We start from the raw sequence: 13,653 nt of genomic DNA, 5'->3' as shown, positions 1-13,653 counted from the left end.
CTAAGAAATGGCAATTCGCAAGTACAAGCCGACGACCCCGGGTCGTCGCGGTGCCAGCGTCTCCGATTTCGCCGAGATCACTCGCGACCATCCGGAGAAGTCGCTGGTTCGTCCGCTGCACGGCAAGGGTGGACGTAACGCACACGGCCGCATCACCACTCGGCACAAGGGCGGTGGCCACAAGCGTGCCTACCGCGTGATCGATTTCCGTCGCCACGACAAGGACGGCGTCGACGCCAAGGTCGCTCACATCGAGTACGACCCCAACCGCACCGCGAACATCGCGCTGCTGCACTACCTGGACGGCGAGAAGCGCTACATCATCGCGCCGCAGGGACTGAAGCAGGGCACCGTCGTGGAGTCGGGCGCCAACGCCGACATCAAGCCGGGTAACAACCTGCCGCTGCGCAACATCCCGGCCGGCACGGTCATCCACGCGGTGGAGATGCGTCCCGGTGGCGGCGCGAAGCTGGCCCGTTCGGCCGGTGTGAGCGTCCAGTTGCTCGGTAAGGAAGGCGCCTACGCCACGCTGCGTATGCCCTCCGGTGAGATCCGTCGCGTCGACGTGCGCTGCCGCGCCACCGTCGGCGAGGTCGGTAACGCCGAGCAGGCCAACATCAACTGGGGTAAAGCCGGCCGCATGCGGTGGAAGGGCAAGCGCCCCACCGTCCGTGGTGTCGTGATGAACCCGGTCGACCACCCGCACGGCGGTGGTGAGGGTAAGACCTCAGGTGGCCGCCACCCGGTGAGCCCGTGGGGCAAGCCCGAGGGCCGTACCCGCAAGCCGAACAAGGCGAGCGACAAGCTCATCGTCCGTCGCCGGCGCACCGGCAAGAATAAGCGCTAGGGAGTAAAGCGATGCCACGCAGCCTGAAGAAGGGCCCGTTCGTCGACGACCATCTCTTGAAGAAGGTCGACGTCCAGAACGAGAAGAACAGCAAGCAGGTCATCAAGACCTGGTCGCGTCGTTCGACGATCATTCCTGACTTCATCGGTCACACCTTCGCCGTCCACGACGGTCGCAAGCACGTGCCGGTGTTCGTCTCCGAGGCGATGGTCGGGCACAAGCTCGGCGAGTTCGCCCCCACCCGCACGTTCAAGGGTCACATCAAGGATGACCGGAAAGCGAAGCGCCGGTAATGACTACTGCAATTGAGTATCCGTCCGCGACGGCGGTTGCGCGCTTCGTGCCGTTCTCGCCGACCAAGGCGCGCCGGGTCATCGACCTGGTCCGCGGCAAGTCGGTGGCCGAGGCCCTCGACATCCTGCGGTGGGCACCCCAGGACGCCAGCACCACGGTCGCCAAGGTGATCGCCAGTGCGGCCGCCAACGCGCAGAACAACAACGGACTGGATCCGTCGACCCTCGTGGTCGCGACCATCCACGCCGACGGTGGCCCGACCGCCAAGCGCATCCGGCCGCGCGCCCAGGGGCGTGCGTTCCGTATCCGCAAGCGCACCAGCCACATCACCGTGATCGTCGAGAGCCGTCCGCCCAAGAAGAGTGGACAGCAGGGCGCCTCGGCGGGTGCGGCACGCGCACGTCGTGCGCAGGGCAGCAAGGCTGCTTCGAGCAAGGCCACCGGAGCCGCGAAGGCGGCGTCATCGACCAAGGCTTCCGCAGAAGCGAAGGAGGGCTCGGAGTAGTGGGCCAGAAGATCAATCCGCACGGCTTCCGGCTCGGTATCACCACCGACTGGAAGTCCCGGTGGTATGCCGACAAGCAGTACGCGGACTACGTGAAGGAAGACGTCGCGATCCGCCGTCTGCTGGCCACCGGCCTGGAGCGGGCCGGTATCGCCGATGTGGAGATCGAGCGGACCCGTGACCGGGTTCGCGTGGACATCCACACCGCGCGTCCCGGCATCGTCATCGGTCGCCGCGGCACCGAGGCCGACCGCATCCGGACCGACCTGGAGAAGCTGACCAAGAAGCAGGTCCAGCTCAACATCCTCGAGGTCAAGAACCCCGAGTCTGTTGCGCAGTTGGTGGCCCAGGGCGTCGCCGAGCAGCTGTCCAACCGGGTGGCGTTCCGCCGCGCGATGCGTAAGGCCATCCAGTCGGCCATGCGCCAGCCCAACGTCAAGGGGATCCGGGTGCAGTGCTCGGGCCGCCTCGGCGGTGCTGAGATGAGCCGCTCGGAGTTCTACCGCGAAGGTCGAGTCCCGCTGCACACGCTGCGTGCCGACATCGACTACGGCCTCTACGAGGCCAAGACCACCTTCGGCCGGATCGGCGTGAAGGTCTGGATCTACAAGGGCGACATCGTCGGTGGCAAGCGTGAGCTGACCGCCGCCGCGCCGGCCGCCGACCGTCCGCGTCGTGAGCGTCCGTCCGGTGCCACCCGTCCGCGCCGCAGTGGCGCGTCGGGTACCACCGCGACGAGCACCGAGGCCGGCCGTGCCGCCACCGGAGAAGAGTCGGCCGCACCGACCGCTGATGCGGCTGTCGACGCGCCCGCCGCGAGCACTACAGAAAACTCAGGGAGCTGAAATGCTTATCCCCCGCAGGGTCAAGCACCGCAAGCAGCACCACCCGAGGCAGCGTGGTACCGCCAGTGGTGGCACCACGGTGAGCTTCGGCGATTACGGCATCCAGGCACTGGAGCACGCCTACATCACCAACCGGCAGATCGAGTCCGCTCGTATCGCCATCAACCGGCACATCAAGCGTGGCGGCAAGGTGTGGATCAACATCTTCCCGGACCGCCCGCTGACCAAGAAGCCCGCCGAGACCCGCATGGGTTCCGGTAAGGGTTCGCCCGAGTGGTGGGTGGCCAACGTCAAGCCCGGCCGCGTGCTGTTCGAGCTCAGCTACCCGGATGAGAAGATCGCCCGCGATGCTCTCACCCGCGCAATCCACAAGTTGCCGATCAAGGCACGCATCGTGACACGAGAGGAGCAGTTCTGATGGCAGTGGGAGTTACGCCTGGCGAACTGCGTGAGCTCACCGAAGAAGAGCTCACCACTCGCCTGCGCGAATCGAAGGAAGAGCTGTTCAACCTGCGCTTCCAGATGGCGACCGGTCAGCTGACCAACAACCGGCGCCTCCGTGTGGTGCGCCACGAGATTGCACGGGTGTACACCGTGCTGCGTGAACGTGAACTGGGTCTGGCCTCCGGACCCGTTGGTGAGGATTCGTAATGGCAGAAACCAAAGGCCCCAACCACACGCCGACCACTGAGAAGGTGCGCGGTCGTCGCAAGACGGCCATCGGCTACGTGGTGAGCGACAAGATGCAGAAGACCATCGTGGTCGAGCTGGAATCCCGGAAGAGCCACCCGCTCTACGGCAAGATCATCCGGACCACCACCAAGGTCAAGGCGCACGACGAGAACGGCGATGCCGGTATCGGCGACCGCGTCTCGCTGATGGAGACCCGTCCGACCTCGGCGACCAAGCGCTGGCGTCTGGTCGAGATCCTCGAGAAGGCGAAGTAGAGCACTCCTTCGGGAACAGCTTCGAAAGACCCCCGGTACCGCTTGCGCGGGCCGGGGGTCTGTGCGTTGGGTGGCCGATTCGGGCGTGTCGGCTCCCTTGATTAGCCAGCGCTGGGTCTGCGGCACGCATCTCAGGCCAAGACCCTCATGGGGTGCCGGTGGCGATATTTGCTGAAATCCGGCGACATCGACCATTCGTTGCCAGTTCAAGGATTACGCACGTGCTTGCTCCTCGGGTGACCTAGCATCGCGCAGATGGAGTGGGGAATTGTGGTGCGAGACCGGCAGGTTCGTGCACGATTCGGCCGCCGTCCTCGTCCGTCGGCACGCGTGCCGCTGCCGCCGTCTGTGTGACCCCGCAGATGGCCACCGCAACAACCGCAGACCCGCCGGCGCGGACGCCGATCCTTGAGCGGTACTACGGCGTCCACCCGCTCTACCGGCTGGGCATCCGCTGGTTGCTGATCATCGCGCTGACGGCAATCGCCTTCGGCGACACCTTTGTCAGTCTGGCGAACACCACTCGCGAGGGTGGTATCGGCGGCTATGTGTGGACGGTTCCGCTGGTGGCGACCCTGGTGTCGATCGGTGTCGCGCGACGCCACCGGACCGAACTGCCGATCCACGACCGGCAGACCGACATCATCGTCGGTGGTATGGGTTTCGGTCTGGCGGTCCTGATCCAGGTCGAGTTGCTGGAGCGGTACACGCTGTACTTCCACCTGCTACGACTGGACGTGATCGCCGCCTGGTTGTTCGTCTTGAGCTGTTGCATCGTGCTCTTCGGGCTTCGGCCGGTGATCCGCTTCACCTGGGTGTGGGCGATGGCGATGATGGCCTTCTCCTTGCCCTACTACCTCACCGTGGTGTTGTTGGGCGGCGGCGCGTTCGCCGCCGGTGCCGCCACGCTGCTGATCGCCGCGGTGGGGACGGGCACCGCGGTGGGCCGGACCTTCAAGCGCGGGGTCTACGGTTCGCTGGGGTCCTGGGTCGTCGGGTTCGCCGCGCTGATCACCATCTCCACGGTCTTCCCCGACGCGCCGATGGTGGTCTACCAGCAGGTGCCCGCGGTGACGGCGATCAGCGTCGTCGGTCTCTTCATGTTCTTCCAGGCCCGTCGGGGTGCCCCCAAGCGGATACTCGACCGCAAGGTCGAACCACTTGCCTCCAAACAGGTTTGGGCCGGATTGCCGCTCGTGTTCGTGATCACCGTCGTGCTCGCGCTGTGCAGCCTGCCGACCCAGACCAGCACGGCCCCGATCAGCAGACCCAGCCCGGACCGGCTGACGCAAGGGCGTCCGCTGGACGCGCCCATCGGGTGGATGGTGACCGAGCAGCGTGAGTACCCGCAGGTGCACCGCCTCTACGGTGACGGCGCCGTGCTGGTCCGCCAGTACATGCTCGCCACGTCGGGAAATCCGGACTGGGACAAACTGTCCCGACCGCGCACCATCGTCGTGGACAGCGTCGTCAGCCGCCGCCCGTTCTCCTTCGGGGTCTACCCCTCGCGTGTGCTCTACGGCCTGACCGACGCCCGCATCAGCCCGCAACGTCAGATCGATCTCGACATGGGGGTTCACGGCCGAATGACGTCGGTGGTCGACGACCGCCTGCTGGTCACCTGGAACTCGATGCAGTTCGCCTGGGGCGACAACACACTCGCGCAACGGGTGACGATCTTCGCCGTCGACAACCATGACCCCAACGCGCCCTTCCCGGCGCCGTCGGTCAGCCTGGCCTCCAACTTCCGTACCTTGATCACGTTGCTGTTCCGCGGCAACGCGGTACTCGACGACCGCACGCCGGTCTTCAAGGACGAGGACATGTTGCGGACGTTCAGCCGGGCGCTGGTGGCGGCGCAGTTCCGATGAGACAGGACAGGATGACGATTCCGGTGAACGAAGGTCTGGCTCGAACCCGGCGACGTACTCTCGCTGGAGTGACATCACGCGTACTTGCTGTGATCGCGGCCGCGGTGGTCGCCGGCGGGACCGCGTTGCCCGGCGTCGCCGTGGCTGAGCCCGAAGGCGATATGTCACTGGCGAATTCACCCACTCTGAGTCTGCGGACGGTCGGCATCGATTCCACGATCTCGCTGTACGGCATCGAAGGCCAGCAGACGTTGTCGATCCCGGTGCAGCCCGGGCTGGTGCCCACCGAACTCGTCGCGACCCTGGCGCTGCCCGTGAACGCACTGGGCGGGACGCTGGAGGTCAGTCAGGATGAGCGCATCATCTCGAGGGTCCCGTTGCCCCCGGACCAGGCGCCGATCACGATCCCGCTGGCCGGGGCGCGGATCGTGGACAACGCCGTCACCGTGCTGCTGCGCAGTTATCTGACGCTGCCCGAGGGGTATTGCGTGTTCGACGCGTCGAATCCGTTGCGGCTGGCGGGAACCGAGGTCAGGTACACCGGTCAGGAACTGGCCCCCGCAACCGTCGCCGACTTCCTGCCTCCGGTGCTGCAGCGGCTGACACTGGCCGTCCCGCCGAACCCGTCGCGTGCCGAATCCGATGCCGCGGTGCGCCTGGCCACCGCGACGGTCGCGCGCTACGGCCCGCAGCGCACCGAGATCGACCTCATCTCGACCGACGGCGCGCTGCGGCCACCGGTTCCACTGGAGCGTCAGATCGTGATCCGCGAAGGTGAGGCGCCCGGTGTCAGGCTGGAGGGTCCCAATGCGGTACCGGCTCTGCTGGTGACCGGATCGCCGGCGGATCTGGAGAACCAGGCCCGGCTGCTGTCCAGCGACCTGTCGAAGCTGGCTGTCGCGTCGAGCGCTGTCGCGGGTCCACTGGCGACGGCACCGCAGCTGCCCAGCGACCGCACCACCATCCGCAAGCTGGGCCAGCCGGGAGTGAACGCCACCAGTCTGGTCAACCCGCGGGTCACCGTCCCGCTCGACCAGACCCGGATCGGACGGCCCGTGAAGGACGTCAGGGTGCACCTGCAGGGGTCCTACACACCGTTGCCGGAGGGCCTCGCCGGGCAGGTGACGGTGAGTGTGGCGGGTGAGATGCTGGCCCGCTGGGCAACCGAACCGAGCGGCCTGATCGACCGCTGGATCGACGTGCCCGAACGGGTGCTGGAGCGCTACACCAACCTCGATATCGCGGTCGACGTCGCGGGGAACACCGGTCGATGCGGGGAGTTCCAGCCGATCACCCTGACCATCGACGGTGAGTCCGCGGTCGAGACCACACTGGCCGGGCCGCCCGCCCCGGCCGGCTTCCAGTCCTTGCCGCAGGCGCTGATGCCGCGCGTCGAGGTCGGTATCGACGAGGGCCTGGACAATCTGCGCCGCGCGGTCCGTATCGTCACCGGTCTGCAGCGGCTGAGCGGTCTGCCGTTCGACACCGTGGTGGTGTCCCCGGGGGACGCCATCGCGTCCGCGGAACCGGCGATCGTGGTGAGCCCCGAAGGCTGGAACGACGACCGTATCGCGCTGCCCGTCACGGTCGACGCCGACGGCGTCATCACCGTCGAAAGTGTGGACGGCAGTGGGAATTCCAGCACGCTGGCGCTGGACCCGGAGGTCGGCTTCGGTTCGCTGCAGACCGTGTACACCGGGGGCCGGACGGTGCTGGTCGCCACGTCCAGCAATGCACCCGCCGAACTGGACCGGTTGCTCACCTGGCTGGACTCCGATGTCAATCGGTGGTCGGGGCTCACCGGTAACGCGGTGGTCTCCATGCCGGGACGCGAACCCATCCAGCTGACGACGCCGGCCGCCGAGGCGCCGACGGCGGCCTCCGCCGACCGCACACGCCTGTACCTGGCCCTCGGGGTGGGAGCCCTGGCGCTGGCGGTGCTCGGTGCGGCACTGATCGTTCTGCGCGGCAGGCGGTCCCGGGGCCAGCAGTGAGCACACGAGAGATCTTCGACGCCCACACCGTGACGGCCGCGCAGCAGGAGTACGCGCTGGACCGGGCCATCAACGGGCTGCGTGACGACGATCCCAGAAGGTCGGCCTCCAAACCGCTGCTGGGTTGGCAGAAACCGGTGCTGCTGAGTCTGCTGGCCATCGTGATCGCCGTCGCGGTCTGGCAGCCGATGGTGACGGCTATAGCGCTCATCGGATTGTGCACCCTGGCATACCTGCTGACCCTGGGAGACCGGGTCCTGATCTTCCGTCGCGGACTCGCCTCGCGGCCCATCGTCATCCCCGACGAGGTGGCCAGGTCCATCCCGGATGACGAGCTGCCGGCGTACACGATCCTCGTTCCGGCCTACAACGAGCCCGAAGTGGTGGCCGACCTCATCGGCGCGATGGATTCCCTGGAGTACCCCCGGGAGCGGCTGCAGGTGCTGCTGCTGCTGGAAGCCGACGATCAGGGCACCATCGACGCGGCGAGGGCCTGCGGCGAATCCGACGTGATCACCATCCTGCTGGTGCCGCCGGCCGAGCCGCGGACGAAACCCAAGGCGTGCAACTACGGTCTGCACTTTGCCACCGGGGAGATCGTCACCATCTTCGATGCCGAGGATCTGCCCGAACCGCTGCAGCTGCGCCGGGTGGTGGCCGCGTTCCGGGACCTCCCCGACGACGTGGCATGTGTGCAGGCCAAACTCGTCTACCACAACGGGCATCAGAACCTGCTGACCGCGTGGTTCACCGCGGAGTACGGACTCTGGTTCGGTTTCCTGCTGCCCGGGATGATGGTCAGCACCTCACCGATCCCGTTGGGCGGCACCTCGAACCATCTGCGCCGGGACATGCTGCAGGGGATCGGCGGATGGGATCCGTTCAACGTCACCGAGGATGCCGATCTCGGATTGCGGATCGCCGCCAGCGGCTACCACACGGCCGTCATCGACTCCTACACGCTGGAAGAGGCCAACAGCGACCCGATCAACTGGATCCGTCAGCGCTCCCGTTGGTACAAGGGCTATCTGCAGACCTGGCTCGTCCACATCCGGCGGCCGGTGAAGTTGTACCGCACTCTCGGTCTGCGCAGCTTCATCCGGTTCACCCTGGTGCTGGCGGGTACGCCGATCATCGCCGTACTCAACCTGTTGTTCTGGTTCATCACGTTGCTGTGGTTTCTGGGCCAGCCCGCGGTGGTGGGCGAGGTGTTCCCGGACTACATCTATTTTCCCGCTCTGGTCGCCATGATCATCGGCAACTTCACGGTGATGTACATGAACATGATCGCGCTGCGCGAGGACGACAGGTCCGACCTGCTGGTGGCCGGGCTGACGGTCGCGCTGTTCTGGCTGATGATGAGTGTCGCCGCGGCCAAGGGCTGCTACCAGATGATCCGCCAGCCATCGTTCTGGGAGAAGACGTTTCACGGACTGGCCGAGCGGCCCGATGACAGCACCGTGCACCAGTCGACCGGCCAGCCATGACGGTGGCGCTGGGCGGGTCCGACCGCAGGCTCAAGTTCTCGATCTTCTTCCTGGGCCTGGTGGTGTACATCGCCGTCGGCTACTGGCTGCAGATCCAGAACGGGTTCATCATGGGCGACACCCTGTCTCGGGTGTCGTCCACCCGGTCGGTGCTGTTCAGCCGCGATCCGCATCTCGCCGCCCTCGGGTTCATCTTCACACCGGTTGCGGCGATGGTGCAGATCCCGGCGGTCTGGCTGAGCCCGCTTTTTCCCGAGATCACCGCCCGTGCGTTCTCGGGCACGCTGATGTCGGCGCTGTTCATGTCCGGTGCGGCCGTGCAGATCTTCAGCATGGGCGCCGATCGTGGGCTGCCCCGCAGCTATTCGCTGACGATCACCGCACTGTTCGCGCTGAACCCGATGATCGTCTTCTACGGCTCCAACGGTATGAGCGAGGCCCCGTTCATCTTCTTCATGACCTGGGCGGTGCGCCGGCTCATCATGTGGATGGTCGACGATGACGTGCATCACCTGGTCGCCGCCGGTGGCGTGGCCATGGGGCTGGCGTACCTGACCCGCTATGACGCCCTGGCGACGGTCGGAGCGGCCGGTTTGGTCGTCGGCATCACCACCTACCTGCGGGCCAGGCCGGCGCCCAGAGTGCACCGGGCGGTGATGGACATGCTGATCGTGAGCGGGCCGGGGATCGCGGCCTTCCTGGGCTGGGCGGCCGCGGGATGGTTGATCACCGGGGAAGCGTTTGCGCAGTTCACATCCCAGTACGGGAATGCCGCGATCCTGGAGCAGTCGGGGATGACGGCACCGAACACCGTCGAGGCGGTCAGCTTCGCCGCGGCGTGCATCATGTTTCTCGCGCCGACACTGCTTCCGTTGACGCTGTGGGCGCTGATGCAGCGCTGGGGCCGGCCGAACTGGCAGATGCTGGTGGTCCCGCTGGCGATGTTCGGTGCGGTGCTGGCTTTCCAGGCGCTCAGTTACGCGCAGGGGTCGACCTTTCCGTTCCTGCGGTTCTTCATCATCGCGATTCCGATGGCGGCCACACTGGCGCTGCTGGGGGTGCCCGACGGTGTCTTCGCCCGCCCCAAACGTCGTGGCAAGTTCGCGCCCGCAGTCACCGAACCGGCGCGGCAACGCCGTTCGGCGGCCCCCTATATGGCGGTCGCCTCGACACTTGCGATCGGGATTCCGGTCACCGTGCTGGGTATGTCGTTGCCCGACTATGCCCCGCAGGAATACGGCCTTGCCGCGGTGCTGGCCCCGGACCCCGACGATGTCACCGAGCGCGCCGCCACCGAACAGCGGATCGCGCGGACCTTCGGCACCGAGCGCAGGATTGCCGATTATCTGGAAACCCTGGACCTGCCGGACAGTTCGGTCATCACCGACACCGTGTACGGGTTCGGCATCATCGCCGCCTCACCACGGCCCAGGGTCTTCGTGATCCCGTCCGATCCGGACTTCACCGAGTTGCTCAACGATCCCGCAGGCAACGGCATCCGCTACCTGCTGTCGGTGCCGCCCACGGGCCGAGGCAGCTCGGATGCGCTCAACCTGCGGTATCCGACGCTGTACGACACGGGCGCCGAAATCGCCTCGCTGGAGTTGGAGATTCCCAATGACGGTGACGGCCAACCGGATTGGCGCCTGTACCGGATCGCCGAACCCAGCGACTCCGGTTAGCCGGCGCGGCAGGCATTGATGTCGGCGTCAATTTGCCCGGTGCCCGTCACCCAGCGGGTGTATGGTCCGGGCGTCCGTCAAACCGGGAGGTCCGATGACCGCAGAGTTCCAGGGCAAGATCGCGCTCGACATCCGTGATTCCGAACCGGACTGGGGGCCCTATGCCGCCCCGGGGGCGCCTGCCGATGCGCCCAATGTGCTGTATCTGGTCTGGGACGATATCGGCATCGCCACCTGGGACTGCTTCGGCGGGCTCGTCGAAATGCCGGCCATGAGCCGCATCGCGGAAAAGGGCGTGCGGCTCTCGCAGTTCCACACCACCGCGCTGTGCTCACCGACCCGGGCCGCGCTGCTCACCGGCCGCAACCCCACCACCGTCGGGATGGCGACCATCGAAGAGTTCACCGACGGATTCCCGAACAGCAACGGGCGGATTCCCTACGACACCGCGCTGCTGCCCGAGGTGCTGGCCGAACACGGTTACAACACCTACTGCATCGGCAAATGGCACTTGACGCCGCTGGAGGAGTCCAGCCTGGCGGCCACCAAACGGCACTGGCCGCTGGGCCGCGGCTTCGAACGGTTCTACGGTTTCCTGGGCGGGGAGACCGACCAGTGGTACCCGGACCTGGTGTACGACAACCATCCGGTGGCGCCGCCGGCCACCCCGGAGGATGGCTACCACCTGTCGAAGGATCTGGCGGACAAGACAATCGAGTTCATCAAGGACTCGAAGGTGATCGCACCGGACAAGCCGTGGTTCTCCTACCTGTGCCCGGGCGCCGGGCATGCGCCCCACCATGTGTTCAAGGAGTGGGCCGACAGGTACGCGGGCACCTTCGACATGGGCTACGAGCGGTACCGGGAGATCGTGCTGGAAAACCAGAAACGCCTCGGCATCGTGCCGGCCGATACCGAGCTCTCGCCGGTCAACCCGTATCTGGGCGTCACGGGCCCGGGTGGCGAGCCCTGGCCGGCCCAGGACACGGTCCGCCCGTGGGACACCCTCGATGACGAGGAGAAGAAGCTGTTCACCCGGATGGCCGAGGTGTTCGCCGGGTTCCTGTCCTACACCGACGCCCAGATCGGGCGCATCCTCGACTATCTGGAGGAGTCGGGGCAGCTGGACAACACCGTCATCGTGGTCATCTCCGACAACGGCGCCAGTGGCGAAGGCGGGCCCAACGGGTCGGTCAACGAGAGCAAGTTCTTCAACGGCTACATCGACACCGTGGAAGACAGCATGCGCTTCTTCGACGAACTCGGCTCGCCGCAGACCTTCAACCACTACCCGATCGGGTGGGCCATGGCGTTCAACACGCCGTACAAGCTGTTCAAGCGCTACGCCTCGCACGAGGGCGGTATCGCCGACAGCGCGATCATCTCCTGGCCCGGCGGGATCGACGCGCACGGCGAGGTCCGGGACCACTACGTCAACGTCGCCGACATCACCCCGACGGTGTATGACCTGCTCGGCATCACCCCGCCCGACGAGGTCCGTGGCATCTCCCAGAAGCCGCTGGATGGAACAAGTTTCGCGGCTACCCTGAAGGATGCGCAGGTGGCGTCGGACAAGCAGACCCAGTACTACGCGATGCTCGGCACCCGGGGCATCTGGCATGACGGCTGGTTCGCGAACACCGTGCACGCGGCGTCGCCGGCGGGCTGGGGTCATTTCGACGCCGACCGGTGGGAGCTGTTCCACATCGAATCCGACCGCAGTCAATGCCACGATCTGGCCACCGAGAACCCGGAGAAGCTGGAGGAACTCAAGGCGCTGTGGTTCACCGAGGCGGCCAAGTACAACGGATTGCCGTTGGCCGACCTCAACATCTTCGAGACGCTCGGGCGGTGGCGGCCCTACCTGAGTGGGGAGCGCACCAGCTACACCTACTACCCCGACAACGCCGAAGTCGGTAGTGGCGCAACGCCGGAGATCCGGGGCCGGTCGTTCTCGGTGTTCGTCGAGGTGGACGTGGACGCGGCCGGTGCCGAAGGAGTCCTGTACAAACACGGCGCCGGTCACGGCGGGCATGTGCTGTTCGTCCAGGACGGGCGCCTTCATCACGTCTACAACTTCATGGGTGAGGACGAGCAGCGGGTGTCCTCCGCCGACGTGGTGCCGTCGGGACGACACATCCTCGGTGTCCGGTATGAGCGCACCGGGACCGTCGAGAACAGCCACACACCGCTCGGGGATGTGTCGCTGTACGTGGACGGCACCGTGGTCGGAACCCGCAGCGGGGTGCGTGCCCACCCGGGCAGCTTCGGTCTGGCCGGTGCGGGCATCAAGGTGGGCAGCAATCCCGGCCAGGCGGTGTGCAGCTCCTATCGGGCGCCGTTCCCGTTCACCGGTGGAACAATCGCCAAAGGGGTGGTCGACATCTCGGGAGCGCCCTACCTTGATGGAGAACGGGAATTGGCACGGGCGTTCGCGAAGGACTGATGACAGCTATCCGAGGAGCAACAGCCGCAGCGGCGGCGACACTGTGTCTGGCGGCGCCGATGCTGGTCTCGTGCAGCAAGTCGAGTGACGGCGCAGCGGTGGCCGACGACGGCGCCACGGTGACGACCGGCGCCACCACGACGGCGACCGTCAGTCCCACCACCGATCCCGGCGCGCCGAGCACCGATAGCGGGCATCCGGATTTCGGTGTCGTCCCGACCAGCACGACGCCGATCCCGGCGGGCACGGTGACCTGCGAACCCGAGCAGCGCCCGCCGGTCGGCATGGTGGCCCAGGTCGCCGACTCGGTAGCCCCGGTGATCACCATCGCCGTCCCCGAAGGCTGGTCGATGCAGGGCGGGACGGGTGACGTGGGCGCCGAACTGGCGGGCCCGGACGGGATGTCGGCAACCGTGACGATCATGCCGACGACGCTGGATCCGCAGGCGGCGTTCGCCGAGTATGCGGACGAGCTGACCGCCGACGCCGCGGTGAGCTCGCTGAGCGTACTGCCCGCCGAGCTGTGCGATTACAGCGGACAGAAGCTGCTCGGCGCGGTGTCCGACACTCCCGAGGAGGCGATCGAGTTCGTCGACCGCATCGTGCACGTGTGGACCAACAGTCGTGACTACCTGATCTCGGTGCACACCGAGGCGCCCACCGGGACCAGTGGATTCGACCCGGCCGCAACACAATTGACGGAAGACTTCGAGATAAGAATCCCGTGATCCCGGT

Annotated in this window: 13 protein-coding genes; all 13 read left to right on the top strand. The window is 66.5% G+C overall.

Annotation, left to right across the window (positions count from 1 at the left end):
- Positions 1 to 7 precede the first annotated feature (7 nt).
- The 13 genes from rplB (at position 8) to EXE63_RS09305 (ending at position 13,646) form a co-directional block, all read left to right on the top strand.
- The gene (gene rplB, locus EXE63_RS09365) at positions 8 to 847 is read left to right on the top strand and encodes a 50S ribosomal protein L2 (protein ID WP_105364520.1); all 840 of its coding nucleotides are present in this window, start codon (positions 8 to 10) and stop codon (positions 845 to 847) included.
- Positions 848 to 858: 11 nt separating this feature from the next.
- Entirely contained in the window at positions 859 to 1,140 is a 282-nt protein-coding gene (gene rpsS, locus EXE63_RS09360; protein WP_105364519.1) for a 30S ribosomal protein S19, read from the top strand.
- Entirely contained in the window at positions 1,140 to 1,646 is a 507-nt protein-coding gene (rplV, locus tag EXE63_RS09355) for a 50S ribosomal protein L22 (RefSeq protein ID WP_168141715.1), read from the top strand. Before rpsS ends, rplV begins: the two co-directional genes overlap by 1 nt.
- Positions 1,646 to 2,491: a 30S ribosomal protein S3 gene (rpsC, locus tag EXE63_RS09350; RefSeq protein ID WP_168141714.1), complete on the top strand. Its 846-nt coding sequence runs from the start codon at positions 1,646 to 1,648 to the stop codon at positions 2,489 to 2,491. The genes rplV and rpsC overlap by 1 nt, the downstream gene beginning before the upstream one ends.
- Position 2,492: 1 nt before the next feature.
- Positions 2,493 to 2,909, top strand: a complete 417-nt coding sequence (gene rplP, locus EXE63_RS09345; RefSeq protein WP_105364516.1) for a 50S ribosomal protein L16 — start codon at positions 2,493 to 2,495, stop codon at positions 2,907 to 2,909.
- Complete coding sequence (rpmC, locus tag EXE63_RS09340; protein ID WP_057167024.1) at positions 2,909 to 3,142, top strand: 50S ribosomal protein L29; 234 nt, start codon at positions 2,909 to 2,911, stop codon at positions 3,140 to 3,142. The genes rplP and rpmC overlap by 1 nt, the downstream gene beginning before the upstream one ends.
- The gene (gene rpsQ, locus EXE63_RS09335; RefSeq protein WP_105364515.1) at positions 3,142 to 3,438 is read left to right on the top strand and encodes a 30S ribosomal protein S17; all 297 of its coding nucleotides are present in this window, start codon (positions 3,142 to 3,144) and stop codon (positions 3,436 to 3,438) included. The genes rpmC and rpsQ overlap by 1 nt, the downstream gene beginning before the upstream one ends.
- 362 nt (positions 3,439 to 3,800) lie before the next feature.
- Entirely contained in the window at positions 3,801 to 5,309 is a 1,509-nt protein-coding gene (locus EXE63_RS09330) for a hypothetical protein (protein ID WP_168141713.1), read from the top strand.
- Positions 5,310 to 5,377: 68 nt separating this feature from the next.
- Complete coding sequence (locus EXE63_RS09325; RefSeq protein WP_168141712.1) at positions 5,378 to 7,303, top strand: cellulose biosynthesis cyclic di-GMP-binding regulatory protein BcsB; 1,926 nt, start codon at positions 5,378 to 5,380, stop codon at positions 7,301 to 7,303.
- Complete coding sequence (locus EXE63_RS09320; RefSeq protein WP_234904427.1) at positions 7,300 to 8,790, top strand: glycosyltransferase; 1,491 nt, start codon at positions 7,300 to 7,302, stop codon at positions 8,788 to 8,790. Before EXE63_RS09325 ends, EXE63_RS09320 begins: the two co-directional genes overlap by 4 nt.
- The gene (locus EXE63_RS09315; RefSeq protein WP_168141711.1) at positions 8,787 to 10,472 is read left to right on the top strand and encodes a glycosyltransferase family protein; all 1,686 of its coding nucleotides are present in this window, start codon (positions 8,787 to 8,789) and stop codon (positions 10,470 to 10,472) included. The genes EXE63_RS09320 and EXE63_RS09315 overlap by 4 nt, the downstream gene beginning before the upstream one ends.
- A gap of 94 nt (positions 10,473 to 10,566) precedes the next feature.
- On the top strand, positions 10,567 to 12,918 hold the full coding sequence (locus EXE63_RS09310) for an arylsulfatase (protein WP_168141710.1): 2,352 nt from the start codon (positions 10,567 to 10,569) through the stop codon (positions 12,916 to 12,918).
- Entirely contained in the window at positions 12,918 to 13,646 is a 729-nt protein-coding gene (locus EXE63_RS09305; RefSeq protein ID WP_234904426.1) for a hypothetical protein, read from the top strand. The genes EXE63_RS09310 and EXE63_RS09305 overlap by 1 nt, the downstream gene beginning before the upstream one ends.
- Positions 13,647 to 13,653: the final 7 nt, after the last annotated feature.

The sequence above is a fragment of the Mycolicibacterium frederiksbergense genome (genome assembly GCF_012223425.1).
In the GTDB taxonomy this organism is placed as follows: Bacteria; Actinomycetota; Actinomycetes; order Mycobacteriales; family Mycobacteriaceae; genus Mycobacterium; species Mycobacterium frederiksbergense.
Note: the sequence above shows the minus strand (reverse complement) of the source record. Positions and strands in the feature narration are given on the sequence as shown.

What these genes read in the sequence shown, in the direction of transcription:
- rplB (WP_105364520.1), top strand. Translation starts at nt 8, where the DNA reads ATGGCAATTCGCAAGTACAAGCCGACGACCCCGGGTCGTCGCGGTGCC.
- rpsS (WP_105364519.1), top strand. Translation starts at nt 859, where the DNA reads ATGCCACGCAGCCTGAAGAAGGGCCCGTTCGTCGACGACCATCTCTTG.
- rplV (WP_168141715.1), top strand. Translation starts at nt 1,140, where the DNA reads ATGACTACTGCAATTGAGTATCCGTCCGCGACGGCGGTTGCGCGCTTC.
- rplP (WP_105364516.1), top strand. Translation starts at nt 2,493, where the DNA reads ATGCTTATCCCCCGCAGGGTCAAGCACCGCAAGCAGCACCACCCGAGG.
- rpmC (WP_057167024.1), top strand. Translation starts at nt 2,909, where the DNA reads ATGGCAGTGGGAGTTACGCCTGGCGAACTGCGTGAGCTCACCGAAGAA.
- rpsQ (WP_105364515.1), top strand. Translation starts at nt 3,142, where the DNA reads ATGGCAGAAACCAAAGGCCCCAACCACACGCCGACCACTGAGAAGGTG.
- EXE63_RS09330 (WP_168141713.1), top strand. Translation starts at nt 3,801, where the DNA reads ATGGCCACCGCAACAACCGCAGACCCGCCGGCGCGGACGCCGATCCTT.
- EXE63_RS09315 (WP_168141711.1), top strand. Translation starts at nt 8,787, where the DNA reads ATGACGGTGGCGCTGGGCGGGTCCGACCGCAGGCTCAAGTTCTCGATC.
- EXE63_RS09310 (WP_168141710.1), top strand. Translation starts at nt 10,567, where the DNA reads ATGACCGCAGAGTTCCAGGGCAAGATCGCGCTCGACATCCGTGATTCC.
- EXE63_RS09305 (WP_234904426.1), top strand. Translation starts at nt 12,918, where the DNA reads ATGACAGCTATCCGAGGAGCAACAGCCGCAGCGGCGGCGACACTGTGT.